Origin of the sequence: Pseudarthrobacter phenanthrenivorans, from assembly GCF_036455295.1 — a bacterium.
Taxonomy (GTDB): domain Bacteria; phylum Actinomycetota; class Actinomycetes; order Actinomycetales; family Micrococcaceae; genus Arthrobacter; species Arthrobacter phenanthrenivorans_C.
In genome coordinates this window covers 65,658-88,635 of the sequence record NZ_JAYXNX010000009.1, presented here as the reverse complement: position 1 = coordinate 88,635, position 22,978 = coordinate 65,658, and the positions used below count along the sequence as shown (strand labels likewise).

At 66.8% G+C, this 22,978-nt stretch carries 24 protein-coding genes and 3 tRNA genes; 5 read left to right on the top strand and 22 right to left on the bottom strand.

Translation table 11 applies throughout. The features are described from left to right. The first annotated feature begins 7 nt into the window (after positions 1-7). Positions 8-727 carry a hypothetical protein gene (locus tag VXJ37_RS13165; protein ID WP_331323478.1) on the top strand — a complete coding sequence of 240 codons (720 nt, stop codon included), beginning with the start codon at positions 8-10 and terminating at the stop codon, positions 725-727. A 21-nt stretch (positions 728-748) separates the two neighbouring features. Here the strand turns inward: VXJ37_RS13165 and VXJ37_RS13160 are convergent, their stop codons facing one another. The 6 genes from VXJ37_RS13160 to rpsB all read right to left on the bottom strand — a co-directional run bounded on the left by VXJ37_RS13160 (position 749) and on the right by rpsB (position 5,768). Continuing rightward, a complete protein-coding gene (locus tag VXJ37_RS13160) occupies positions 749-1,333 on the bottom strand; it encodes a DivIVA domain-containing protein (protein ID WP_307303538.1) in 585 nt (194 codons plus the stop codon). 117 nt (positions 1,334-1,450) lie between these two features. After that, on the bottom strand, positions 1,451-2,371 hold the full coding sequence (locus VXJ37_RS13155; RefSeq protein WP_331323473.1) for a phosphatidate cytidylyltransferase: 921 nt from the start codon (positions 2,369-2,371) through the stop codon (positions 1,451-1,453). Further along, positions 2,371-2,928 (bottom strand): ribosome recycling factor, encoded by a 558-nt coding sequence (gene frr / locus VXJ37_RS13150; protein ID WP_141940725.1) that lies wholly within the window; start codon positions 2,926-2,928, stop codon positions 2,371-2,373. The genes VXJ37_RS13155 and frr overlap by 1 nt, the downstream gene beginning before the upstream one ends. Positions 2,929-3,056: 128 nt before the next feature. Further along, on the bottom strand, positions 3,057-3,794 hold the full coding sequence (gene pyrH / locus VXJ37_RS13145) for a UMP kinase (protein WP_331323470.1): 738 nt from the start codon (positions 3,792-3,794) through the stop codon (positions 3,057-3,059). 150 nt (positions 3,795-3,944) lie between these two features. Beyond that, positions 3,945-4,781: a translation elongation factor Ts gene (tsf, locus tag VXJ37_RS13140; RefSeq protein ID WP_331323469.1), complete on the bottom strand. Its 837-nt coding sequence runs from the start codon at positions 4,779-4,781 to the stop codon at positions 3,945-3,947. A 126-nt stretch (positions 4,782-4,907) separates the two neighbouring features. After that, complete coding sequence (gene rpsB / locus VXJ37_RS13135; RefSeq protein WP_331323468.1) at positions 4,908-5,768, bottom strand: 30S ribosomal protein S2; 861 nt, start codon at positions 5,766-5,768, stop codon at positions 4,908-4,910. 447 nt (positions 5,769-6,215) lie between these two features. On the opposite strand from rpsB, the gene VXJ37_RS13130 reads away from it, so the two are divergent. Beyond that, on the top strand, positions 6,216-6,821 hold the full coding sequence (locus VXJ37_RS13130) for a M23 family metallopeptidase (protein WP_331323466.1): 606 nt from the start codon (positions 6,216-6,218) through the stop codon (positions 6,819-6,821). A gap of 50 nt (positions 6,822-6,871) precedes the next feature. Here VXJ37_RS13130 and VXJ37_RS13125 read toward each other — a convergent pair whose 3' ends face one another. The 6 genes from VXJ37_RS13125 to VXJ37_RS13100 all read right to left on the bottom strand — a co-directional run bounded on the left by VXJ37_RS13125 (position 6,872) and on the right by VXJ37_RS13100 (position 12,198). Further along, positions 6,872-8,059, bottom strand: coding sequence for an acyl-CoA dehydrogenase family protein (locus VXJ37_RS13125; protein ID WP_331323464.1), 1,188 nt, complete (start codon positions 8,057-8,059; stop codon positions 6,872-6,874). A 142-nt stretch (positions 8,060-8,201) separates the two neighbouring features. Next, positions 8,202-8,275, bottom strand: a tRNA-Ile gene (locus VXJ37_RS13120). A 75-nt stretch (positions 8,276-8,350) separates the two neighbouring features. Continuing rightward, positions 8,351-9,547: a glycosyltransferase gene (locus tag VXJ37_RS13115; RefSeq protein WP_331323463.1), complete on the bottom strand. Its 1,197-nt coding sequence runs from the start codon at positions 9,545-9,547 to the stop codon at positions 8,351-8,353. Between the two features lie 110 nt (positions 9,548-9,657). Further along, on the bottom strand, positions 9,658-10,566 hold the full coding sequence (locus tag VXJ37_RS13110) for a DMT family transporter (protein ID WP_331323462.1): 909 nt from the start codon (positions 10,564-10,566) through the stop codon (positions 9,658-9,660). Next, positions 10,566-11,189, bottom strand: a complete 624-nt coding sequence (locus VXJ37_RS13105; RefSeq protein WP_331323461.1) for a CDP-alcohol phosphatidyltransferase family protein — start codon at positions 11,187-11,189, stop codon at positions 10,566-10,568. Before VXJ37_RS13105 ends, VXJ37_RS13110 begins: the two co-directional genes overlap by 1 nt. A gap of 157 nt (positions 11,190-11,346) precedes the next feature. Beyond that, positions 11,347-12,198 (bottom strand): phage holin family protein, encoded by an 852-nt coding sequence (locus tag VXJ37_RS13100; protein ID WP_331323460.1) that lies wholly within the window; start codon positions 12,196-12,198, stop codon positions 11,347-11,349. Between the two features lie 177 nt (positions 12,199-12,375). Between VXJ37_RS13100 and VXJ37_RS13095 the strand changes: the two genes are divergently transcribed. The 3 genes from VXJ37_RS13095 (at position 12,376) to VXJ37_RS13085 (ending at position 14,331) form a co-directional block, all read left to right on the top strand. Next, positions 12,376-13,599 carry a multidrug effflux MFS transporter gene (locus tag VXJ37_RS13095; RefSeq protein WP_331323459.1) on the top strand — a complete coding sequence of 408 codons (1,224 nt, stop codon included), beginning with the start codon at positions 12,376-12,378 and terminating at the stop codon, positions 13,597-13,599. Positions 13,600-13,651: 52 nt separating this feature from the next. Next, positions 13,652-13,846: a hypothetical protein gene (locus VXJ37_RS13090; protein WP_331323458.1), complete on the top strand. Its 195-nt coding sequence runs from the start codon at positions 13,652-13,654 to the stop codon at positions 13,844-13,846. 77 nt (positions 13,847-13,923) lie between these two features. Next, positions 13,924-14,331 carry a hypothetical protein gene (locus VXJ37_RS13085; RefSeq protein WP_331323457.1) on the top strand — a complete coding sequence of 136 codons (408 nt, stop codon included), beginning with the start codon at positions 13,924-13,926 and terminating at the stop codon, positions 14,329-14,331. A gap of 86 nt (positions 14,332-14,417) precedes the next feature. Here the strand turns inward: VXJ37_RS13085 and VXJ37_RS13080 are convergent. The 10 genes from VXJ37_RS13080 to dusB all read right to left on the bottom strand — a co-directional run bounded on the left by VXJ37_RS13080 (position 14,418) and on the right by dusB (position 22,922). Further along, positions 14,418-14,490: transfer RNA gene (locus VXJ37_RS13080), tRNA-Asn, on the bottom strand. 122 nt (positions 14,491-14,612) lie between these two features. After that, a tRNA-Asn gene (locus tag VXJ37_RS13075) sits at positions 14,613-14,685 on the bottom strand. Positions 14,686-14,777: 92 nt separating this feature from the next. Continuing rightward, positions 14,778-16,721, bottom strand: coding sequence for a DNA primase (dnaG, locus tag VXJ37_RS13070; RefSeq protein ID WP_331323456.1), 1,944 nt, complete (start codon positions 16,719-16,721; stop codon positions 14,778-14,780). A 15-nt stretch (positions 16,722-16,736) separates the two neighbouring features. Then, positions 16,737-17,024 carry a ferredoxin gene (locus VXJ37_RS13065; protein ID WP_331323455.1) on the bottom strand — a complete coding sequence of 96 codons (288 nt, stop codon included), beginning with the start codon at positions 17,022-17,024 and terminating at the stop codon, positions 16,737-16,739. After that, positions 17,021-18,352: an NADH-ubiquinone oxidoreductase-F iron-sulfur binding region domain-containing protein gene (locus VXJ37_RS13060; protein WP_331323454.1), complete on the bottom strand. Its 1,332-nt coding sequence runs from the start codon at positions 18,350-18,352 to the stop codon at positions 17,021-17,023. The genes VXJ37_RS13065 and VXJ37_RS13060 overlap by 4 nt, the downstream gene beginning before the upstream one ends. After that, positions 18,349-18,906 (bottom strand): ferric reductase-like transmembrane domain-containing protein, encoded by a 558-nt coding sequence (locus VXJ37_RS13055; protein ID WP_331323453.1) that lies wholly within the window; start codon positions 18,904-18,906, stop codon positions 18,349-18,351. Before VXJ37_RS13055 ends, VXJ37_RS13060 begins: the two co-directional genes overlap by 4 nt. Further along, entirely contained in the window at positions 18,899-19,999 is a 1,101-nt protein-coding gene (locus tag VXJ37_RS13050) for an FAD:protein FMN transferase (protein ID WP_331323452.1), read from the bottom strand. The genes VXJ37_RS13055 and VXJ37_RS13050 overlap by 8 nt, the downstream gene beginning before the upstream one ends. Position 20,000: 1 nt before the next feature. Then, a complete protein-coding gene (locus tag VXJ37_RS13045; protein ID WP_331323451.1) occupies positions 20,001-20,354 on the bottom strand; it encodes a hypothetical protein in 354 nt (117 codons plus the stop codon). A 77-nt stretch (positions 20,355-20,431) separates the two neighbouring features. Continuing rightward, positions 20,432-21,799, bottom strand: coding sequence for a deoxyguanosinetriphosphate triphosphohydrolase (locus tag VXJ37_RS13040; protein WP_440589805.1), 1,368 nt, complete (start codon positions 21,797-21,799; stop codon positions 20,432-20,434). Beyond that, positions 21,744-22,922, bottom strand: coding sequence for a tRNA dihydrouridine synthase DusB (gene dusB, locus VXJ37_RS13035; RefSeq protein WP_331323450.1), 1,179 nt, complete (start codon positions 22,920-22,922; stop codon positions 21,744-21,746). The genes VXJ37_RS13040 and dusB overlap by 56 nt, the downstream gene beginning before the upstream one ends. Between the last annotated feature and the right edge of the window lie 56 nt (positions 22,923-22,978).

The window sequence follows — 22,978 nt, the reverse complement described above, 5'->3', positions numbered from 1 at the left end:
TAGCGCCATGTCCATGGAGGACGGCGCCGTGTCCAGCCAGCACGGCTCCCACCACAACGCCTCCCGGCAGGCCCCAGGGGTTCCTGCCTCCGTGCGGGCCCAGCTGCTCGCCACGGAACACTGGGGGCTGCTGGCATCGCGCAGCACGGCCCAGGCCGAGGTGCTGACCCGCATCAGCATGTTCCTCACCTTCACCTCGGCCAGCGTGGTCAGTGTGGCACTGGTGGGGCAGGCAACCGGATTTTCGGATGCCTTCGTCCTGCTGGCTGTGGTTGTCCTTTTCATCGACGCCGCTATCGGGCTCCTGACGCAGCTCAGGGTAATGAATGTGGCCCACGAGGACCTGATGTACGTCACCGCGATGAACAGGCTGCGGGCCGCATACGTGGACCTGGACCCAGGCGTGGCCCCGTACCTGATGGCGGCACACCACGACGACCAGGCCGGTTCCGTCCAGACCTACTACTTTTTTGGTCACCGTGGCAGCTTCAGCCACGTGGCGGGAAGCAGCATGATCTTCATGACGACGGCGAACGCCGCCTTGATTGCCATCCTTGCCGGCCTGCTGGTCACGCTGGCTGGCGCCGGTACGGCACCGGCCGCGGTAACGGCTGCCCTGTGCGGAGGCGGGTTCTTTGCGGTGTCCGCCGTACAGGGTTACCGGAGCTACCGCACTATTTGGCGCCGGTTCACGCCGCTGTCCCCCACCCCTCCGTCCGGGGCGTAAGCGGCCTGCTTCCGCAGCAGGTCAGTCGATGGCAGCCATCAGTTCCACAACCCGGTCCAGGAAGGCATCGACCTGCGATTCCTCGTAGCCCTCACGCCCAACTGCGGGGCGGAAGACGGCGCGGCGCACGCTGTCCACGCTCAACGGCTTGTCCTGCTCGAGGTAGGCAACGAGTTCGCGGCACAGCCGGTCGACGTCGTCCGTGTTGTAGCTGCGGGCCTTGTTCCTGGTGGGCCGGCGGAAGCGCTCCCCGTCCGGCCGGTGCAGCCGGCCGCGAAGGATGCCGGAAAGGTTGCCGATCTCGCGCAGCCAGGCGTCCTCGCCGCGGGCTGCAATCAGCTCGTCGCGTTCCCTCCGGGCGAAGGCGTCCTCCAGCCGGTCCAGCGCGGCGTCCACTACGGCGGCCGAGTAGCCGCCCTTGACGGGGTCGAAGGACACGGCCCTCACGTCGGTGCTGTTGACGGGATCGGTGGCGGCTTCAGGCGTTTCCAGGGAGACCCGGGCCCGCTGCAGGAACTGGTCCACCTGCCGGGCGTTGTAGCCGTACTCATTGCGCTGCACGCGCTCAAAGGACGCAGGGATCTGCCGATGAATGTCCAATGCCACTTCGATTCCTTCAATGCTCTTCAGCCGTAGTGCTTCCGCACCAGTTTAGGGTGCCGGGCGTGGTGCGCCCGCGCCGGACCCTGTTTGTGTCAGGTGCCCGGGTACGCCGGGCAGAGGTTATGCGCCGGCCACCAGTCCGTACAGGATAAAGGCCACCGGTGAGGCGAAGACGATGGAGTCCAGCCGGTCCATCACTCCCCCGTGCCCGGGCAGGATGCTGCTCATGTCCTTGACGCCGAGTTCTCGCTTGACCATGGACTCGGCGAGGTCGCCGGCGGTGGCCGCTGCCACGGTTCCCACGGCCAGGACCAGGCCAACCCACCACGGCTTGTCCAGCACGAAGATGGCTGCCAGGATGCCGATGATCACGGCGCCACCCACCGAGCCCGCGAACCCCTCCCAGGACTTCTTAGGGCTGATTTTCGGCGCCATCGGGTGCTTCCCAAGGGAGGCACCCACCAAATAGCCGAAGGTGTCGTTGGAGACCACCAGCAGCAGCATGACGGCGATCTCCCACGCCCCGATGGGAGCCAGGCCGCCGGGCCAAAGCCCCAGCGGCGTCGTGCCGGCCGCGTGCAGTGGCAGTGCTGCAAAGCTGATGAAGAACGGTACCCAGCCCAGGGTGAAGACGCCCGCGAAAATACTGTTGGCCGATCCGGCGGCGCTTTCGATCGAACGCCACAAAAGGACCGCCACCGCGCTGAGCAGGAGGGCAAAAAGCTGGCTCTCGATTCCGCCGAAGTAGGCGGCGAACGGCAGGGCCACCGTCCCGGTCATCACCGGCACGATCGGCATCCTGGTGCCGTTGGCTTCCAGGGCCCGGTAAACCTCCCAGACGCCGAAGACGGCGAAGGCCGTGACGATGGCTACGAACGCCAGCGGGAGGAACAGCAGGCCGCCCAGCACTGCCACGAGCATGGCCAGGCCCACCGCGACGGCGGCGGGCAGGTTCCGCCCGGCCTTTGGCGTCGGGTTACTCCTGGGCTGCTTCCCCCGTGTGCGCGCCCTGGCTGCCGGGGCCTGATCTGCCTGGCCCATCAGACTTCGAGCAGCTCTGCTTCCTTGCGCTTGAGCAGCTCGTCGATGCCGTCCACGTGGGCCTTGGTGAGGCTGTCCAGTTCCTTCTCCGCGCGGGTGCCTTCGTCTTCTCCGGCTTCGCCGTCCTTCACCAGGCGGTCCAGGGTCTCCTTGGCCTTGCGGCGGATGTTGCGGATGGAGACCTTCGCGTCCTCGCCCTTGGTCTTGACGATCTTGACGTACTCCTTGCGGCGTTCCTTGGTCAGTTCAGGAATGGTGATCCTGATGACGTTGCCGTCGTTGGACGGGTTGGCGCCGACCTCGGAGTCGCTCAGGGCACGTTCGATGTCACGCATGGCGGACTTGTCGAACGGGGTGATCAGGATGGTCCGGGCGTCCGGGATGGCAAACGAGGCCAGCTGCTGCAGCGGGGTGGGCGAACCGTAGTAGTCCACCAGGACCTTGTTGTACAGGCCGGGGTTGGCACGGCCGGTGCGGACGGAAGCGAAGTCTTCCTTGGCTACCTCAACCGCCTTGTCCATCTTTTCTTCGGCTTCGAGCAAGGTTTCTTCGATCACGGTCTCTCCTGACGGTTCTGGTGCGGTCCGGGACGCCGGTTTATGCACTCACGCGGTTCTTTGTTGCTGGTTCCATCCCCGCCGGGGCGGGCGGGGATGGAACTGTCCTGAAATCATCCTAGCCGCAGCTAGGCGGTGACCAGGGTGCCCAGCTTCTCGCCAAGGATGGCGCGGGTGACGTTGCCTTCACCCTCCATGCCGAAGACCACCATGGAGAGGTTGTTGTCCTTGCACATGGTCATGGCTGTCTGGTCCATGACGCGGATGTCGCGGCGCAGGGCGTCATCGTAGCTGAGGGTTTCCAGCCGCTCGGCGGTGGGGTCCTTCTTGGGGTCCGCGGTGTAGACGGCGTCCACCCCGCTCTTGGCCATGAGGACCACGTCCGCGTGGACTTCCAGGGCGCGCTGGGCTGCCACGGTGTCGGTGGAGAAATACGGCAGGCCGGCGCCTGCGCCGAAGATCACGACGCGGCCCTTTTCCATGTGGCGGATGGCCCGGCGCGGGATGTAGGCCTCGGCCACCTGGCCCATGGTGATGGCGCTCTGGACGCGGGTTTCCACGCCTGCCTGCTCCAGGAAGTCCTGGAGGGCCAGGCAGTTCATGACCGTTCCGAGCATGCCCATATAGTCGGCACGTGAGCGGTCCATGCCGCTCTGGGACAGTTCAGCGCCGCGGAAGAAGTTTCCGCCGCCCACGACGATGGCCACTTCGACCTGTGGGACGGCTGCGGCGATCTGCTTGGCAACGTCGCGGACGGTTTCGGGGTCGACACCCAGTTTCCCGCCGCCGAAGACCTCGCCCGAGAGCTTCAGGAGGACCCGCCGCCGGCTCTTCTCTGAATTCGTGACAGTGTTGACGGCTTCCATGATGCCTTCCCGTTGGTGACGTTCGAAAAAAGGGTATCCTGCCGGATCCAGTGGTCGGAACCGGCCGCGCTCCGTATGGACTGGCTTCCAGCGGATTGGGCGCATGCAAAAGGGGCGGCCACCGAAGTGGCCACCCCCTTGCAGTTTCGACTAGGAGCCGACGCGGAAACGCGTGAACGCGGTTCCCTTGACACCGGCCTCTTCGAGGACCTGTGCCACGGACTTCTTGGCGTCCTTCGCGAATGCCTGGTCAACCAGGACCTCACCCTTGTAGAAGCCCGTCACGCGGCCTTCCACAATCTTGGTGAGGGCGGCTTCGGGCTTGCCCTCGGCCTTGGCGGTCTCCTCGGCGATGCGGCGCTCCGACTCAACGAGCTCGGCCGGAACATCCTCACGGGTGAGGTAGTTCGGAGCCATGGCAGCGATGTGGACGGCGACGTCGTGGGCGGCGGCGGAAGCGGCTTCGCCTTCACCGTCGACTGCGAACAGCACGCCGACCTGGGCCGGGAGGTCCTTGGAGGTCTTGTGCAGGTAAGCGTCAACCGTTGCACCCTCGATGCGGGAGATGCGGCGGACAACAACCTTCTCGCCCAGGATGGCGCCCTCTTCGACGACGACCTCGGACAGCGGCTTGCCGTCGACGTCGGTGGCGAGCAGGGTCTCGAGGTCGGCAGCGCCGGACTCGACGGCGACGGCCAGGACCTTGTCGGCCAGCTGGATGAACTTGTCAGCCTTGGCAACGAAGTCGGTCTCGCAGTTGACCTCGATCATGACGCCGACGCCGTTGCTGACCTTGGCGGCCACCAGGCCTTCAGCGGTGGAGCGGCCTTCACGCTTGGTAGCGCCCTTGAGGCCCTTGATGCGGATGATCTCGATGGCCTTCTCGGCGTCACCGTTGGCTTCGTCAAGAGCCTTCTTGACGTCCATCATGCCGGCGCCGGTGCGCTCGCGCAGGGCCTTGATGTCCGCGGCAGTGTAGTTCGCCATGTGAACCCCTCTGTCTAGAAATGTTTGGTGGTGTACGGACCGACAGGACGGCAGCCCACGGGGTGGGCCGCCATCCTGTCAGCAGCTCCGGCTGCGGACAGCGCGGAGAAATCCGGATTTTGTGTCTTACTTGGCGTCTTCGGCGGGAGCCTCGGCAGCAGCCGGAGCTTCAGCGGCCTCTGCCGGAGCGGTCTCTGCCGGAGCGGCAGCGGCTTCAGCCTTGTTGCCTTCGAGGAGCTCGCGCTCCCACTCAGCCAGGGGCTCTTCCGGAGCTTCGGTGGCGCCGGTGCCGCGGTTGTTGCGGGCGATCAGGCCCTCGGCAACGGCGTCGGCAACAACGCGGGTCAGGAGGTTCACGGAGCGGATGGCGTCGTCGTTGCCCGGGATCGGGAAGTCGACTTCGTCCGGATCGCAGTTGGTGTCCAGGATGGCCACAACCGGGATGTTCAGCTTCTTGGCCTCGTCAACGGCGAGGTGTTCCTTCTTGGTGTCGACAACCCAGAGCACGGACGGAGCCTTGGTCAGGTTGCGGATACCGCCGAGGTTGGACTCCAGCTTGGTGAGCTCGCGCTTGAGGAGCAGCAGTTCCTTCTTGGTGTAAGCGGAACCTGCGACGTCGTCGAAGTCGATCTCTTCGAGTTCCTTCATGCGCTGGATACGCTTGGCAACCGTCTGGAAGTTGGTCAGCATACCGCCGAGCCAACGCTGGTTGACGTAGGGCTGGCCAACGCGGGTTGCCTGCTCGGCAATTGCTTCCTGGGCCTGCTTCTTGGTACCGACGAACAGCACGGTGCCGCCGTGGGCAACAGTGGCCTTGACGAACTCGTAGGCGCGGTCGATGTAGGACAGCGACTGCTGCAGGTCGATGATGTAGATGCCGTTGCGCTCGGTGAAGATGAAGCGCTTCATCTTCGGGTTCCAACGGCGGGTCTGGTGTCCAAAGTGGACGCCGCTGTCAAGCAGCTGGCGCATGGTTACGACGGGCATTCCGACGCTCCTTATTTTCCGGCAGGTCATTCATGAGAAAACCCGGGGGCTTCTTACCCTGCCAATAGTTGACGGTTGATCAGCGTGGCCCGGACGGGCCGTGCTCCTGGCACCCCCCGTTCTTCCCATCAAGCCGAAAGCCTGACCGCAGGAAGAACGATCCTCCATGGACAACGCCGGGGGCGTCGGCTGCCGGAGGGCCGGATGCGCGTAGTCAGCCACTGCTCCCCCACACTCCTGAATGAGATGTGCCGACGCAAACCCGGACATGGCGGCACACCGCGGGGTGAACCACTGGGACGGGAAGCGTTGAGGGCGCAGCAAACTGCTCCATCAAGTGTACTACAGGCGCCCCCGCCCAGCCGACAGCCGGACCCTGCCGCACCGTTGTCCACATAGCCGGCGCAGGGCCTGCCGGCGCTCCCCCTAAACGGACAGGCTGGGGGCATGAAAGCACCAATCCTCCTGGCCGCGGTCCTGCTGCTCCCCGCGTCCGCGGCATCAACTCCCGGGCCGGCTTTCCAGTACCGCGGCGCAGGAAACGGGCAGCCTTCCGCGGCACAGCCTGCCGGCAGCCAACACCCTGCCGCTAACCAACAGCAGAGTACGACGACGGGCGGCGCAGCGGGTGCCGGGCTTTCCTGGCTGTGGCCGCTGGCACCTCGGCCGCCCGTGCTGCGCGGTTTCGACCCGCCGCCCAGGCCCTGGCTCAGCGGACACCGCGGGGTGGACCTGGACTACGCCGCAGGAACGCAGGTCAGGTCTCCCGCAGCGGGAACGGTGAGTTTCGTGGGCGTGGTGGTGGACCGTTCCGTGATCACCATTGATCACGGGAACGGGCTGCGCAGCAGTTTCGAACCGGTGGACAGCAGGCTGGCTGAAGGCACCCCTGTGGCTGCGGGCCAGGTGATCGGCACCGTCCTGCCGGGACACTGCGTCGCCGCACAGTGCCTGCACTGGGGCGTCCGGGACGGAGAGGACTACGTCAATCCTCTTCAGTTCGTTCTGGACCTCCGCCCCTCCATCCTGCTGCCGCTGCCTGGGCCACCCTAGACCGTCCGGCCATGCGGCCCTGGCGCGGCAGCCGCGCACCCACCCGCCGGCTAGACGATGGCCGAAATTCCGGTGATGGCACGGCCCGTCACCAGGGTGTTGATTTCGGCCGTGCCCTCGTAGGAGTAGATGGCCTCCGCGTCTGCGAAGATCTTGGCCATCTCATAGTCGGTCACGATGCCGTTGCCACCCAGGATGCCGCGGCCCAGGGCCACGCTGTCCCGCATGCGCGCGGTGGCGAAAGCCTTGGCCAGCGCCGACTGTTCGTCCTTTGCCGCACCCTCATCCTCCAGTTGGGAGAGCCGCACCATCATGCCCATGGAGCTGACGGTGTTCCCCAGGATCCGGACCAACTGGTCCTGGATGAGCTGGAAGGAGGCCAGGGGGCGGCCGAACTGGTGGCGTTCCACCGCGTAGCGGCGGGCAACGTCGAAGGCGGCCAACTGGAGTCCCACGGCCTGCCAGGCGACCGAAAGCCTGGTGGCCTTGAGGACCTTGTTGACGTCGCGGAAGCTGTTGGCGTTGGCCAGCTTGAAGTGGTCCGGGACCACCACGTCTTCCAGGACGATGTCTGCGTTCTGCACGGTCCGCAGGGAGATCTTGTTCTCGATCTTCGTGGCGCTGAAGCCGGCCAGCGAGGTATCCACCATGAAGCCCTTGACCTGGTTGTCAGCAACATCGCGGGCGTACACCACGACCCAGTCGGAGAACGTCGCGTTTCCAATCCACCGCTTTGCGCCGTTGAGGATCCAGCTGTCACCATCCCTGCGCGCGGTGGTCCGTGTTCCACCTGCCACATCGCTGCCGCCCAGGGGCTCGGTCAGACCGAAGGCGCCGATCTTTTTCAAGGCGTAGATATCGGGCAGCCACTCGTCCTTTTGCTCCTGGGACGCCAGCAGCTCGATCGAGCCAGTGAAGAGGCCGTCGTGCACGCCGAGGAACGTGGCAATGGAAGCGTCGGCGCGGGTGACCTCGGCATGCAGCATGCCCGCGAAGAGGTTGGAGTAGCCCTGCCGCCGGACCGGGCTCACCAGGTCCAGGCCGGCGAACTTCGGCACCAGGTCCATGGGGAACTCGCCGCGGTTCCAGCAGTCCACAGCCACCGGCCTGACCTCGCGCGCCAGGAAGTCGCGGACTTCGGCGAGCCGGTCCTGCTCCTTGCCGGACAGAAGCTGCTCGAAGGCGAAGAAGTCGCCGTCCGCGTAGGGAAGCTCGTGGGATTCGGCTGAGGAGGCCATGAATACCTTCTTTGATGATCGGCGGTGACCATGCACGGGGCGGAGCACGGTATGTTACTGGTCAGTAACATACCGCAGGGAGCGGGCTTAACCAAGAAAACCCCGGCCGACGAAAATCGCCGGCCGCGGTTTGCAGCAGGGGTAGGGCTACTCGGACTTGAACCGAGGACCTTAGGATTATGAGTCCCGCGCTCTAACCAGCTGAGCTATAGCCCCCCAAACCCCGGGAGCAGGTGTTCGAGCACCGCGCTCCGGCAGGGCAAAAACACTCTAGCAAACCCGGGAAAGGCTTCAGACCACTTTGTCCTCATAGGTGGCGCCACGGTACAGGTCCTCGAAGGTCTGCAGGGTTCCCTGGAGGCTGTGCGGCTCCACCATCTGCCGGCTGGCCCGGCCCATGGCCCGCTGTTCGTCTTTGGGCAGCTCCAGGACCTGGGTGATCTTCTTGGCGAGGTCGTCGCTGTCGTTGGGCGTGAAGAGGTAGCCGTTCTCACCGTCGCGCACCAGGTGCGGCAGGGCCATGGCATCGGCCAGGACCACCGGGGTGGAGGCGGACATCGCTTCCAGCGTCACCAGCGACTGCAGTTCCGCCGTTCCGGGCATGCAGAACAGGTCGGCGCGGATGTACGCCGTGCGCAGTTCGTCGTCGCTGGCAAGGCCCAGGAACTTGACCCTGTCAGTAAGCCCCAGCCGGCGCACCAGGTCCTCCAGGGCGGGACGCACTTCCCCGCCACCCACGATTTCCAGGTGTACTTCCAGCTGCGGCGGGGTCTTGCTGATGGCTTCGATCAGCACGTCCACGTGCTTTTCCTCTGCGAGGCGTCCCGCGAAGAGCACGGTTGGGTGGGCGTGCGGCTCTATGTGCTCACCAGGCTGCAGTTCGTAGGCCGCGGAGTCGATGCCGTTGGAGAGCGGCAGGACCTTCCGGAGGAAGGCGTGGTCGTGCATCGCCTTGGCAGCCAGGGGCGTAGGCGTGGTGACAACGTCAGCCTGGCCCATGACCTTGCCCATGTCCTTCCAGGAGACGCGCCCGATGATGTCCTTGAACCACTGTGGGAAGGGCAGGAAGGGGTTCAGGTTCTCGGGCATGAAGTGGTTGGTGGCGACAATGCGGACGCCGCGCTTCACGGCCTCGTAGAGAACGTGCTCGCCAATCATGTAGTGGCTCTGGATGTGTACGACGTCCGGCTTGACCCGGTCGAAGAGAAGGCTGATGTCCTTCTTGATCTCCCAGGGGAAACAGAGACGGAAGCTTTCGTGCGTGAACGCCCGGTGCGAGCGGAGCCGGTGCACGGTCGCTTCCTCGCGGAACTCGGTGAAACTCTTTCCCTTGCTGTCCCGCGACGCCAGGACATGGACGTTGTGGCCCCGGGCAGTCATGCCCTTGGCCAGGCGGTATCCAAACTGGGCAGCGCCGTTGACGTCCGGCGGGTAGGTATCGGCGGCGATCAGGATGGTCAGGGGGCGCTGGTCGGCGGGCGTGGTCATGGGAGTACTCCTGATGGTCACGGTGCGGGCAGCGTGGAACTGACTGCACGGTTGGCCTGCGGCGCGGGGGCACGGGCCTCGTGGAATTGCTGGGTAATGAAGGGAATGGGCTAGTGGGACGGCCTGCCGGCGGCCTTGCGCGCGTCCTTCCTGCGCTTGGTGACCTCCGGGTGGTGCCGGGAAAGGGCGATAACCCCAACGATAGCAAGGCAGGCGGCGGTTCCCATCGCAATCGCCATCACGGCATGGACGTCGGGGCGCAGTTCACCCAGGATGATGACGCCGATGGCAATGCCCACCATGGGGTCGATCACCGTAAGTCCGGCGATGACCAGGTCCGGCGGCCCGGTGGAGTAGGCGCTCTGGACGAACCACGAACCCAGGCCGCCGGCCGCGATGATGGCCACTGCCGAGTACCACTGCACGTTCAGCAGGAAGAGTCCGTTGGGATCCAGGAGGTGCTTGCCGATGATCCTGGTGAGGACTGCCACGAAGCCAAACAGGATGCCCGCGCCAAGGATGTAGATAAACGCGTTCATGCGGTGCTTGAAGGTCACGGCCAGGGTGCCGAACAGTCCCACCGCCAGGGCCAGGAGCAACACGATGGTGAGCTCGTCCGCGGGGCTGACGTGGTGGCTTTCCTGGGTGACGTTGACCGCCAGGAGGACGAAGAGCGCCGATCCTGTGACGCAGGCGGCGATGGAGACGGCCGTGGCGCGGTTGATGGTCAGGTCCTGGTCGCGGGCGTTGACGATGGTGGTGATGACCAGCGCGATGGCACCGATGGGCTGGATCACCGTGAGCGGCGCGGACACCAGGGCTACGGCATTCATGGCCATGCCCGTGCACAGCAGCAGGAGCCCGAACATCCACCGGGGATTGCGGAGCAGGCGGAGGAAGCCGTTGGAACTCAGGGCGAGGCCGCCCGTGTCGGCCTTGACGGCGCTCCCCTGGCGCTGGGCACCCAGGGCGAGGCAGAAGGCGCCGAGCACCGCCAGGCCTACGGCCAACCACACCATCAGCCGTTCCCGCCGTCGTGCTGTCTCAATTCCCTGCCCTTTCGCAGGATGGCCCAGAAGTAGTTGTACGCGGCAACCCAGTGGCCGATCAGCCCGAGTCCCAGGACCACCCAGGCGGCGATGAAGAGCTGGCCCGAAACCCCGGTGTCCAGGCGGGAGAGGACCAGCAGCGGGGTGCCCAGGAGCAGCAGCCCCGTCCGCACCTTGCCCACCACGCTGACGGGGAGGTCCGGGTGGCCATGGAAGAAGGAGAGCGTCAGGACCAGCAACACGGCATCAGGCACCACCAGCGCGGCCAGGTACAGCCAATGTACGACGCCGGCAATCACCAGGGTGCATGCCACGGCCAGCAGGGCCAGCCGGTCGGCGATGGGGTCAAGGACCCTGCCGAGCCTGGAGGCCTGGTCGAAGCGGCGCGCAATGTAGCCGTCAATCCAGTCCGTCCCGGCCATGACGGCGAGGACGATCACCCCGGCTCCGTATTCCTTTTGGGCCAGGACGAGCCACATGAACAGCGGAACACCCATGAACCGCACCACGGTGAGCAGGTTCGGGATGGTGAACACGAGGTCGTGATCCACCTGGGGGCGGCCGGGGCGGGCGCCTGCGCCAATGAACTTCACCCGTCCCCTCTCCTTCCTGCGGCGCGGCAGCGCGGTGTGTCGGTGATGGATTGTTCGCGGAGACCCTGTTTGCCTGCGCCCTGCGTGCCTGTTTCCCTTAGCGTGCCTTCTTTACCGTAGCCCGGTTCGGCAGGACGCTGCGCGTGGAAAACAGGGCCTAGGCGGAGCGGAACAGCTTGCGGAGGAGGACCAGCATAACCGTCCCCGCTGCCACGAAGGCCGCGAGCGGCTTCCAGCGCTTCGACAGCTCCGCCGAGCCGGAGACCCCGGCGAGCCTTTGGCCTGCCGCATCAACGCTGCGCCGGGCCAGGACCTGGCTCTCCCGCAGTTTGACCTGGGCGGCAGCCAGCAGGTACCGGGCCTGCGTCTTGAGGTCCAGTTCGGTGCCGAGCTCGTCGCGGACTTCGGTGAGATGGTGGCGCCGCTGGCTCAGGCGCCGCACCAGCTCGGGTTCGGACGCGTGCGGGAACTCCTGGCTCTGCTGGGCAGCCTTGGCTTCCTTCTCGGCCTTGGCCTTGGCAGCCGCTTCGGCCTTTGCCGCCTTCGCCGCCTTGGCCTCCGGGCTGTCCGGGTCCAGGACGGCCGGGTTGAAGGCGGACCCTTCGCGGGCTACCCCGATATCGTGCCTGATGCCGCGGATGGTTTCCTCGGGCATCAGCGGCATGGCTTTCTTGAACCTTGCCAGGCCGATCAGTCCGCCGATGAGGGCGATGATGAGGAACGCGGCGGAGACCAGGAGCGCTGCCAGCCAGGCAGGCATGATGGTGGCCAGGCCCATGATGGCTGCGACGATCAGTCCAACCACCAGGAGCGCCAGGAAGAGCAGCGCGACGGCGAAGAAGGCCGCGGCCACACCCACCTGGATGCCCTTGCGTTTGAGTTCGATCTTGGCGAAGGCGATCTCGTCGTTGAGCTGGCGGGGTGCCAACCGGAAAAGGAGTCTTGCCGTCCCGGGCAGCGCAGTGATGCGCAATCCCGGGCTGGTACGCCCGCTGTGACGTCCGCTCATCGGTTCCGCCTTACTGGTTCATGGGTCCATACTGCTTCCGTTGCTGCGGAAATGTGCAGCCGCACAGTCCACGCCCCCCAAACTACCATTCAGTTCAGGACGAACTTGGGGGCTTGCCGGGCGGCGCGGCCTACAACGATGCAAAAACGCTTCCGGCCGGGCCTAGGATTGTTCTTCGTGACCAATCCCCCCAATCCGGGCGACTTGCTGAGCCGCCGCCGGAAGCTCTTGTATATCCTCCTCCTGGGCGCCCTGACCGCCCTTGGTCCGTTTACGATCGACCTGTACCTGCCCGCCTTCCCGGCCCTGGAGGCCAGCCTGGGGGTGACCGAGGCCCAGGTCCAGCTGACGTTGGCGGGGACCACGGTGGGTTTTGCGTTCGGGCAACTGGTGGTGGGACCCTTCAGCGACAAGTTCGGCCGCCGGGTTCCCCTGATCCTGGCCACGGCACTGCACATCGCCGCGTCCCTGGGGGCCGCCCTGTCCGCTGACATCACCACGCTGGGTATCTTCCGCGTCCTCATGGGCGTCGGTGCGGCCGGTGGCGGCGTGGTGGCCACGGCCATGGTGCGGGACCTGTTTTCCGGATACGCCATGGTGCGGATGTTCTCGCGGATGTCCCTGGTCAACGGACTGGCGCCCATCCTTGCCCCCGTCATCGGCTCCCAGCTGCTCCTGGTGATGCCGTGGCCAGGCATTTTCGTCTTCCTGGCAAGCTACGGGACCCTGGTGATCACGGCCGCCCTCCTCCTGGTGCGCGAGACCCTCCCCCCGGAAAAGCGGGGGCAGAGCGGCATGACTGCCGGGCAGCGCTACAAGGCGCTCTTCAGCGACCGGATCTTCGTAGGCCTGCTCATGGTTGCGGGGTTCAACTTCGGCGGCCTCTTCACCTACCTCTCGGCGTCGCCCTTCCTTTTCCAGGACGTGTTCGGCTTTTCCGCGCAGCAGTACGGGCTGCTCTTTGGCATCAATTCCCTGGGCATCGTGGCAGGCGTGCAGACCAGTTCGCGGCTGATCAGGATCGTCCCCCCGCAATGGATCCTTGCCGGCGCCACGGCCTGGATGTTCCTGATGGCCCTGCTGATCGTGGTGTTCGACCGGGCCGGACTGGGCCTGTGGGGCGTCATGGTGCCGCTGTGGTTCTACATCATGGGCACAGGCTTCATGTTTCCCTGCGTCCAGGTACTGGCACTGGCAGCCCACGCAGCGCAGGCAGGCACGGCGGCATCCCTGCTCGGGGCGGCAACGTTCCTCATGGCCGGGCTGATCTCCCCCGTGGTGGGGTGGCTGGGCATCACCAGTGCGGCTCCAATGGGCGCCGTGCAGGCCGGCTGCATCCTGGCGGCTATTGGAGCACTGTGGCTGGTGGTCCGTCCCCGCACTGTACCCTCAATCCATTGAGTCGCCCCGCCGCGCCGGCCACAACCGCGGGGCACCACAAGGAAGGCCGTCCATGAGCCGAAAACCGCACCGGAACAGCAGGGGACTTTTCCTCGGGGCGGTGCTGGGCGCCGTCGTGGGCTTTTTCGCCGGCCGGGCCGTGGGCAACCCCGCCTGGGGCATCATCCTGGGGACGCTGGCCGGCGCCGCGCTCCTCTACCGGGTGAATCCGGGGCCGCGGAACCGGCGGCAGGGGAAACGCCGGTGAGAACGCGGGCCGCAGTGTTTTGTCCGCCCGGGGAGCCTTCCCTGCCTTACTGCCCCCTCCCGCGATAAAATAATCCCGTGCCCAGCTGGCAGAACCAACCGCCACTTCCGGCCACATGGCAACGGTGCGACGCCCGGATCCTGCCTCTGTGGTGGGAGCGGCTGTGCGCGCAGGCGGGCCAGCAGTCGGCGGCCCTGTATGCGGCCGGGCTGTTCACGGAAGACCGGCGCCGGCCTATCGCCCAATGGTTCAATCCCGCCTTCAAAGCAGCCCTGCTGGTGGCGCCGGAGACCTCCCCCGAATGGCCGGTGCAGCGGTTCGGAATCTTCTATGCTCCCCCGGACTCCGGGTTTGTCAGGATCCACTCGGCGCCGCACGAATGGAATCCCCGGGAGCCCCGGAAGTCACCTACGGAAAAGGATGCCTTCCAGGCAGCCATTGCCGAGGCCGAAAGGTTCCTGCAGGTGGAAATGGACTTCGTCTGACCCGTCGCCCCACAGCCAGGCTTCCCACCCCGCGGAAAGAAAAAGCCCCGTTCCTCTACCTGGAGGAACGGGGCTTTTTCGTAGCGCTCCTCCTGCTGGACTTGAACCAGCAACCCTTCGATTAACAGTCGAATGCTCTGCCAATTGAGCTAAGGAGGAATGAAGCAGGTATGACATTAGCAAAGGTTTCCGGCGGAAGGGAAATCGGCGGTTTTCCGGGCCCGGACGGCCCTTTGGGCAAACAAAAATCCCCGTTCCGGAGGCCGGAACGGGGATGGAAGCTCCTCCTGCTGGACTTGAACCAGCAACCCTTCGATTAACAGTCGAATGCTCTGCCAATTGAGCTAAGGAGGAATGAAGCGGGTATCAGCCTAGCAAACACCTGCGGCGGAAACGAAATCGGCGCGGCAGTGATCTCCCCCACCCGGCAGGGGCGGCAGGCGGGGCTACGCCTCGGCCCTCAGTGCCCGGCGTTCCATCTCCAGCATCAACAGTTCACGGTTGAGCCGCTGGTAGGTCTCCGGGTCCGCAGCCGCATCCAGCCTCTGCAGCTGGCCCATCTTGTCCGCCTTGACCCGGGTGATCTGCAGTTCGAAAAGCCGCGACAGGATATCGCGGCAGTACTTCAGCACCGCTTCCTCGGTATGGGCGGGCAGCGGAACCACTGCCAGCTCCGAGACCAGCGGCCGGAGCGGCTCCGGGACCTCGTGCATCACCTGCTCCACCCACCGCACTGGATCGCCCGTCAGTCCCGCACCGGTGGCCCGCATCGCGTCGTGGACGGCCTGGAAGGCGGGGGTGGCAAACCGCGCGGCAGCGAACTTGTCCCACACCCCACCGCCGAGCAGGGACGGCTGCTGCAGCGCCACTTCCAGCGCCTGGCGCTCCATGGAGGCCACGGGGTCGCGCGGGTCGGGGCGGTTGAAGGAAGGGACAGCGCCCGACGACGGCCCGGCAGCTACGCCGGGACCGCCTGGCTGGGCGGGAGCAGGGCGGGAGGACCCTGCCGGCTGCTGCTGCCCTGGAGCCGGGGGCCTGCCCGGCTCACCTCGTTTCGCGGCGTTCTTCACTTCGGCGTTGACCAGGCGCAGGACCTCGTTGGGGTCCGGCATGCCCAGCCATCCCGTGAGCGCCTGGCAGTAGCCGGTCCGGGTGGAGGCGTCGCGGATGGCAGCCACCACGGGAACGGACGCTTTCAGGCCCTGGACCCGGCCTTCCACGGTGTCCAGGTTGAACTGCTTCAGCGTGCTGCGGATGGCGAACTCGAACAGCGGCCTGCGGGACTGGATGAGGGCGTGCACCGCTTCATCACCCCTGCTGAGCCGCAGGTCGCAGGGGTCGGCTCCGGTAGGTTCCACGGCCACATAGGTCTGTGCGGTGAAGCGCTGGTCCTCCTCGAAGGCCCGCAGTGCCGCCTTCTGGCCGGCTGCGTCGCCGTCGAAGGTGAACACCACTTCTCCCCCGGTGCCGTCGTCGGACAGAAGCCGGCGGGCAATCTTGATGTGCTCAGTGCCGAACGCGGTGCCGCAGGTGGCCACCGCCGTCGTGATTCCTGCCAGGTGGCACGCCATGACGTCGGTGTAGCCCTCCACCACCACGAGCTGGCGGTCCTTGGCGATGCTGCGCTTTGCCAGGTCGATGCCATAGAGGACCTGGGACTTCTTGTAGAGCGTTGTTTCGGGGGTGTTGAGGTATTTGGGGCCCTGGTCATCCTCGTAGAGCTTGCGCGCGCCGAAGCCGATGGTGTCGCCGGCGATGTCCTTGATGGGCCAGATGAGGCGGCCCCGGAAGCGGTCATAGATGCCCCGGTTGCCTTCGCTGAACATGCCGGTGAGCTTGAGCTCGGCATCGGTGAAGCCGCGGCCGCGAAGGTGCTTCAGGAGCGCGTCCCACCCCTGTGGTGCGTAGCCGCAGCCGAAGTGTTCCGCCGCGGCCCGGTCAAAGCCCCTGCCGAACAGGAAGTTGCGCGCCTCGGCGGCGCCGGGAGTGAGCAGTTGGGCGCGGAAGAATTCGTCGGCGATCTTGTGCGCGTCCAGGAGCCGCTGCCGCCGGCCCACTTCCTCGCGGTTGGGACCCGTTCCGCCGTCTTCGTAGCGGAGCTCGTAGCCGATCCGGGCGGCCAGCTTCTCCACGGCCTCCTGGAAGGAGCTGTGGTCCTGCTTCTGGACGAAGGCGATGACGTCGCCGTCCTCGCCGCAGCCGAAGCAGTGGTAGCGGCCCACTTGCGGACGGACGGTGAAGGATGGCGAGCGCTCGTCGTGGAAGGGGCACAGGCCCTTGAAGGTTCCCAGCCCGGCGCCCTTGAGCGTGACGTAGCCGTCCACCACTTCCTTGATGTCCGTGCGCTGGCGTACTTCGTCGATATCTTCACGTTTTATCAGCCCAGCCACACAGCAATCCTAGTGTCAGTGCCGGGTGCCGGCGTTCCGTGCTCCCCCGCCGGGTGTCCGCGGGGCCGGGTCCTGGGCCTCCCGCTCCTGCAGGCTGAGGGCCAGCTTGGGGCAGAGGAAGACCGCCTCTTCCGCGGCTTCACGGTCCGCGTCCCGCAACGGTACGTCCGTCCGTTCGCGGCCGGCCTTCCCGCGGGCCACCGGGTAACCCCAGTCGTCCCGGTCCAGCACGCCGGGAAGCAGTTCGGTGCACAGGCCGCGGCCATCACAGCTGGTCCAGTCGATGTGCAGGTACGTCTTCATGCCGCCGCACCTCCCGGGGCTGCGCAGTATCCGGAAAGGTGGGCGCGGAAGTCCGCGGCGAAAACCTCCAGCGCGCTGCTGACCAGCCCCGTGGTCCCCTCCGGATGCCGGCACGCGCCGCGGCCGGAAACCAGCCGGCCCAGGCGGTCCAGTTCGGCAGTGAGGCGGGGGTTGCGTTCCCCTCCTGCGATCCGGTTCAGGACGGATGCCATCGCCGGCAGGCCGAACATGCAGGGGCCGCACTGCCGGGCGGACTGGCCAGCGAGGTAACTGACGATTCCGGCGGTTGCCTGGATGCCGCAGGCGTCCGTGCCCAGGGCGTGGATCACTCCTGCTCCCGGCCGTACCGTGCGGGCCGGCGGCCCCACGGGCGAGAGAACGTGCGCGGCGGGCCGCACCCAGCGGCCGTGGTATCCGCCCACCAGGACCGCAGAAACCGATCCGGACTGCATCCCCGCTTCTGCCAGGACGGCGGAAAGATCCGCGCCGCCGGGCACCTCCAGCACAACATCGCGCACCGGGGCGGGCCCGGAGACGGAGACCAGCCGGGTGCCCGGATCAGTTGGCGTCCCCGCCTCCCTGAACCACGGGGCACCGTACCGGGCGATCAGGGCAACCTGGGCGAGAGTTTCGACATTGACCACCAGGGTGGGCCGGCCGTGGAGGCCCGACTCGCTCAGGCGGCGGCGCTGGTCCGTTGGCACAGCCGCGCCGTTGTCGATCATATTGACGACGGCGGATGACTCGCCCGAGATGAAGGTTTCCGGGGACTGCACCACACGCACCCGTTTGCCGCCGGGACGTTCAGCCAGGGCCTGCTGTACGCGCGGAAGGGTGACGGCTGGTGCGTAGACGTAGAGTCCGGCGCCGCCAAGGGCGCCACCCAGGGCAAACAGCCCGTCGAGCACCAGGTGGGGTGCATGGGCCAGCAGCGTCCGGTCCTTGAAGCTGAGCGGCTCACCCTCGGCACCGTTGGCGATCACCACGGGCCGGGCAGTGAACATGCCCTTCCTGCCGGTACCGGCAGCGGCGGTGGCTTTTCGCCAGGTTTCAAACGCCGCACCCCCACGGCCGGTCAGTCCGGATGCTCCGAGCGCGTCCAGCAGGCCGGACGCTCCGGCCTGCGGCTCCCAGGGACCGAAAGCCTCAAGGTGCCGCGCCCAATCCGCCTCCGGACCTGCAGCCAGCAGGCGCGGCTCCTGGCGTGGACTGGTGTATTGGGGCGCCTGCAGGGGCGCCGGGGGGACGGTGCCGTTGAAATCGTCCCGGTAAGCGTCCGGGTACCCGTCATGGGGTGCGGACGGGCGGGTGTCACGGGCTTGGCTCACGGGAGGTTTCCTTGCCTGGCTTGGGACGTTTCGAGGAAGGATGGGCTCAGCCGCCACAGCAGGGCCGCTGCAACGGCCACCGCGGACGCTGCAGCGAGCAGGAGGAACCACCCGCTGGAGACGTCTGTGCCGTTGCCGAGTGCGTGGGCCATGGCCACAGGCCAGACACCATAGCTCAGCCAGTGGACCGCCTTGAAGGTGCGCTGCCCGATCCGGTGGCGCAGCAGCCCCGTCACCACAACGGCCAGGACCAGGTCCAGCGCCACTGTCCCCAGCCCCTGCCAGAACGGCTGGAAGGAGCCCAGGAACGGCACCACTATGTCCACCGGGTTCAGCTTGGCATAGGAGTCAAGAAGCAGTGACCCCACGTGCAGCCCGAGGAAGACGGTGGCGAGCAGGGCTATGTTCCGGTGCAGGAGGCTGATGGAAAACCGCGGCAGCACCAGCATGGGCCGGCCGGACCGGTTAAGGATCCCCAGCAGCACCGACGCGGTGAACAGTGTCAGGGACACGAATCCGCTGACCCTGCCGAAAGCCCACATTGCCTCATCCATGGCGTGCACCTTCGCTGACGCTGGCTTCGCCAAAGTAACCGGAGTTTTGATCTGCCTTCAGGCTGTCCTCCGGGCTTTCGATTCCGGCAGCGAGGTAGTTTTCGGCGGGCCAGCCGCCAGTGGCGGCCACCCTGCCGCGGCTGTCCACGAGCCGCGCCGGGATCCCTTCGGTCCTGAACCATTCGAGGGCTGCGAAGCCCCGCACGATGGCCGCGGTGCTGAAGGCATTGGCCTCCAGGCATGAGGGGGCCGCCACGGTAACCGAACGCCACACAGGGTCGGCAGGAAGGCCAAAGCGGGGATCAAGGATGTGGTGTACCTGGGCTCCCTGGTGGGTCCACCGGCGCTTTTGCGTGCTCGACGTTGCCAGGGCGAAACCGGGGGCAAGCGAAACGTGCTGGGCGGGGTCGGAGGGCAGGTCCTGGACCAGGATCCGCCAGGGGCCGGGTCCGCCGTCCTGTTGGGGTCCCGCTCCTGCACTGGCCAGGTCGCCGCCCAGGCTCACCAGCACCCCGCAGCCCAGCTGCCGGTGCACTTCGGCCGCAGCGAGGTCCGCTGCAACGGCCTTGGCCGATGCGCCGAGGTCGAGGCGCAGGTCCGCGGGCAGGGTCAAGGTGCCGGCGTCGAGGTGCAGGCGGGACCAGCCCGGCGCACGCGGTGCGGGCGCTGCCGGAATGGAGGGCGCGGGCGGCACCGGAATGCTCCTTATTCCCGGGTGCCCCGGCATTTCAGCCTGCTCATCCTCCAGGGGTCCATGGCCGAGGGCGGCCAGCTGGGCGCCGAGGGTGGGGTCAGCATCCCCGCCCGTAAGGTGTGCGGCGTCGAGGGCGCGCTCGAGGAGATGCTGGAACATGGGGCTGACGTTGACGCCCGATGGCATCAGGGGCTGGAGCCTTACCAGTTCCGAGTCATCCCGGAACCGGCTGCAGGCGCGGTCCACGGCGGCGACGACGTCGCGGACGATTTCCTCCGCTGCACCGACGATGCCGGGTTCCGTCACCGTCACCGAGGCCTCGAGCCCCCACACCGTCCAGGCCGCCTGTGCGACGTCCCGCGGGGTGGCTGGGCCCGCGGCGGACCCTGAACCTCCCACGTCAGGACCCCGAAGACCTGCCGTGGACGGTGCCGCCCTTGCTTGGCTGGACGGGGCTGGTGTTGCCGTAGCTCCTGGACCGGCGCGTGCCGTTGTCCTGGCGGGTGCCGTTGTCGTCATCATCTGAGCGGGCAGCACCGGATTTGGAAGTCGTGCCCTGGGTGCTGCTGTCCGCGGCGGGGGTTGTCCTGGCGATCACGGAAGGTGTGGCAGCGTACACGGCAGCTGCGGCCACACCGGCAGCCGCGAAGCTGCCGACACCAACGGCTGCGGTAATTCCGGTGGCAAGGCGCTTGCCCCTGCTGCGAGTATTCATGACCTGCTCCCGTTCCTGGCGGCCCTTCTTTCCTCCCATGGTGCACCTGCTTCCTGTGTAGATGCTTTAAGGAAGCTGTTGATCGGGAGGGTGCCGGGGAAGGAGCTGCGGCCGGCCTACCAGAGCGAGGGCAGGCTGCCCACCAGGCGCTCGTACATGGCCAGGGCCGACCCGTCCGTGAGCGATGCCACCTGGTCGATGACCACGCGAAGGCGCGCACCGTCGTCGTCCGCGGCCCGCCAGTCCGCAGCGAACATCGGTTCCAGGTGCCGGTCCCCCGTGGCGCTGAGGGCGGTGACCAGGGCGTGGAGGACCTCGCGCTGGCGCTCGTAGATGGGTTGCCGGTGTTCGGTGGTCATGACGAAGGTGGTGGCCAGGCCCTTCATCACGGCGATTTCCATGACGGTCTCATCAGGAACCATGAGTTCGGCGTTGTAGCGGGTGAGGTTTTCCGGCCCGTAGACGGCGCGGGTGGTCTCCAGGGCGCTCTGGCAGAACCGGCCGATCAGCTGGCTGGTCATGTTCTTCAGCGCCGCCATGGACTTGCGGCTGCCGTCCGCCTCGCGCACCCACACGTCCGTGGCCTCCAGCCGCGCCAGGGCGGCGTCGATGGCGGCGGGGTCGTTGTGCGGCAGGTACCACTGCTTGGCGTAGCCCACCACGCGGGCGCGGTGGTCCGGGTTGTCCATCCAGCGCAGCTGGAAGTGGCCGGCAACGATCGCATCCTCCACGTCGTGCACCGAGTAGGAGATGTCGTCCGCCAGGTCCATCACCTGCGCTTCCAGGCACGTGCGGCGCTCCGGGGCACCTTCCCGGATCCAGTTGAAGATAGGCAGGTCGTCCTCATAGGCGCCGAATTTGCTGGTCCGCTGCCCGTGGATGACAGGAGCTTCAAGGGCTGACCAGGGATACTTCGACGCCGCGTCAAGGCTTGCGCGGGTGAGGTTCAGCCCGGCGGGGCGGCCGTCAGCCGTGAGCACCTTGGGTTCCAGGCGGGTCAGCAGGCGAAGGGTCTGGGCGTTGCCTTCGAAGCCGCCAATGGCGTGCGCCACCTCGTTCAGGGCCGATTCACCGTTGTGGCCGAAGGGCGGGTGGCCGAGGTCGTGGCTGAGGCAGGCAGTGTCCACCACATCCGGGTCGCAGCCCAGGGCCCGGCCCAGTTCGCGGCCCACCTGCGCCACTTCCAGGCTGTGGGTGAGGCGGGTGCGGACAAAGTCGTCCGTGTCCGGTGCCACCACCTGGGTTTTGGCGCCCAGCCGGCGCAGGGCCGAGGAGTGCAGCACGCGGGCCCGGTCCCGTTCGAAGTCGGAACGGTAGGTACTCTTGGGCGGCTCCTCCACCCAGCGGGCGGAGTCGTGGGTGTCGTAGCCGGGCAGCGCCAGGGCCGCGGTGGGGGTTCCGGCTCCGGAGGCCCCGGACACGCGTGTTTCAGCCACCGGAAACGTCCAGTTCGGCGGCTGCGATGTCCCGGGACTGGTCATCATTCAGCGCCCGGGAGTCCAGCCAGTCCTTGGGCAGGGCCGGCCTCTTGGGCGAGCCGGCACGTCCGCGGGGGCCCTCGGCGTCAACGCCCGGATAGGGCGAGTCCAGGTCCAGCTCGGCAAGGGTGTCCCGGAGGACTTCAAGGCTGGTCACCAGGGCAAGCCTGGTGCGCAGTTCGCCGCCCACCACGTAACCCTTGAAGTACCAGGCGATGTGCTTGCGGATCTCGCGCAGCGCCTTGCCTTCATCGCCAAACGTCTCCACCATGAGTTCCGCGTGGCGGTAGACGCCCTCGGCCACCTGCCGCAGGTTGGGCCGGTGCCGGACGTCGCTGCCTTCGAACGCGGCCTGCAGGTCGCCGAAGAGCCACGGCCGTCCCTGGCAGCCGCGGCCCACCACGACGCCGTCGACGCCGGTTTCGCGGACCATCCGGACGGCGTCCTCGGCGGACCAGATGTCGCCGTTGCCCAGCACGGGGATGTCCGGGAGCGCCTCGCGGAGCCTGGCGATGGCGGACCAGTCGGCCTTGCCGGAGTAGAACTGGGCGGCGGTGCGGCCGTGCAGGGCGACGGCGGCAACACCGGCGTCGCGGGCGATGCGGCCGGCGTCCAGGTATGTCAGGTGGTCATCGTCGATGCCCTTGCGCATCTTGATGGTCAGCGGGATGTTGCCTTTGGACGCTTCCCTGACGGCGGTTTGCACGATGGAGGTGAAGAGGTCGATCTTCCAGGGCAGGGCCGAGCCGCCGCCGCGCCGGGTCACTTTGGGGACGGGGCAGCCGAAGTTGAGGTCGATGTGGTCGGCCCGGTCTTCCTCCACGAGCATCCGCACAGCAGCACCGACAGTGCCGGGATCCACGCCGTACAGCTGCACGGAGCGGACCTTTTCGTCGTCGTCGTGGGAAATGATGCGGAGGGATTCGGGCGTCCGTTCCACCAGCGCGCGGGAGGTGACCATCTCCGCCACGTACATGCCGCCGCCGTATTCACGGCAGAGCCTGCGGAAGGCGGAGTTGGTGATGCCCGCCATGGGAGCCAGGATCACGGGGGTGTCCACCGTAATGGGTCCCAGCTTCAGGGGCGGGAGTTCCAGCTTGGGGGCGGGAGGAGTTGCTGCAACAGTCACCTGTCCATTGTTGCAAAGCCGGGCAAATCGGCTCCCTGCGAGTGCCAAAGGGCCTG

What these genes read in the sequence shown, in the direction of transcription:
- VXJ37_RS13065 (WP_331323455.1), bottom strand. Translation starts at nt 17,024, where the DNA reads ATGAAGACGTACCTGCACATCGACTGGACCAGCTGTGATGGCCGCGGC.
- VXJ37_RS13100 (WP_331323460.1), bottom strand. Translation starts at nt 12,198, where the DNA reads ATGAGCGGACGTCACAGCGGGCGTACCAGCCCGGGATTGCGCATCACT.
- VXJ37_RS13155 (WP_331323473.1), bottom strand. Translation starts at nt 2,371, where the DNA reads ATGGGCCAGGCAGATCAGGCCCCGGCAGCCAGGGCGCGCACACGGGGG.
- VXJ37_RS13040 (WP_440589805.1), bottom strand. Translation starts at nt 21,799, where the DNA reads ATGATGACCAGTCCCGGGACATCGCAGCCGCCGAACTGGACGTTTCCG.
- VXJ37_RS13130 (WP_331323466.1), top strand. Translation starts at nt 6,216, where the DNA reads ATGAAAGCACCAATCCTCCTGGCCGCGGTCCTGCTGCTCCCCGCGTCC.
- VXJ37_RS13115 (WP_331323463.1), bottom strand. Translation starts at nt 9,547, where the DNA reads ATGACCACGCCCGCCGACCAGCGCCCCCTGACCATCCTGATCGCCGCC.
- tsf (WP_331323469.1), bottom strand. Translation starts at nt 4,781, where the DNA reads ATGGCGAACTACACTGCCGCGGACATCAAGGCCCTGCGCGAGCGCACC.
- VXJ37_RS13045 (WP_331323451.1), bottom strand. Translation starts at nt 20,354, where the DNA reads ATGGGAGGAAAGAAGGGCCGCCAGGAACGGGAGCAGGTCATGAATACT.
- VXJ37_RS13055 (WP_331323453.1), bottom strand. Translation starts at nt 18,906, where the DNA reads ATGGATGAGGCAATGTGGGCTTTCGGCAGGGTCAGCGGATTCGTGTCC.
- VXJ37_RS13110 (WP_331323462.1), bottom strand. Translation starts at nt 10,566, where the DNA reads ATGGTGTGGTTGGCCGTAGGCCTGGCGGTGCTCGGCGCCTTCTGCCTC.
- VXJ37_RS13125 (WP_331323464.1), bottom strand. Translation starts at nt 8,059, where the DNA reads ATGGCCTCCTCAGCCGAATCCCACGAGCTTCCCTACGCGGACGGCGAC.
- VXJ37_RS13165 (WP_331323478.1), top strand. Translation starts at nt 8, where the DNA reads ATGTCCATGGAGGACGGCGCCGTGTCCAGCCAGCACGGCTCCCACCAC.
- VXJ37_RS13090 (WP_331323458.1), top strand. Translation starts at nt 13,652, where the DNA reads ATGAGCCGAAAACCGCACCGGAACAGCAGGGGACTTTTCCTCGGGGCG.
- rpsB (WP_331323468.1), bottom strand. Translation starts at nt 5,768, where the DNA reads ATGCCCGTCGTAACCATGCGCCAGCTGCTTGACAGCGGCGTCCACTTT.
- pyrH (WP_331323470.1), bottom strand. Translation starts at nt 3,794, where the DNA reads ATGGAAGCCGTCAACACTGTCACGAATTCAGAGAAGAGCCGGCGGCGG.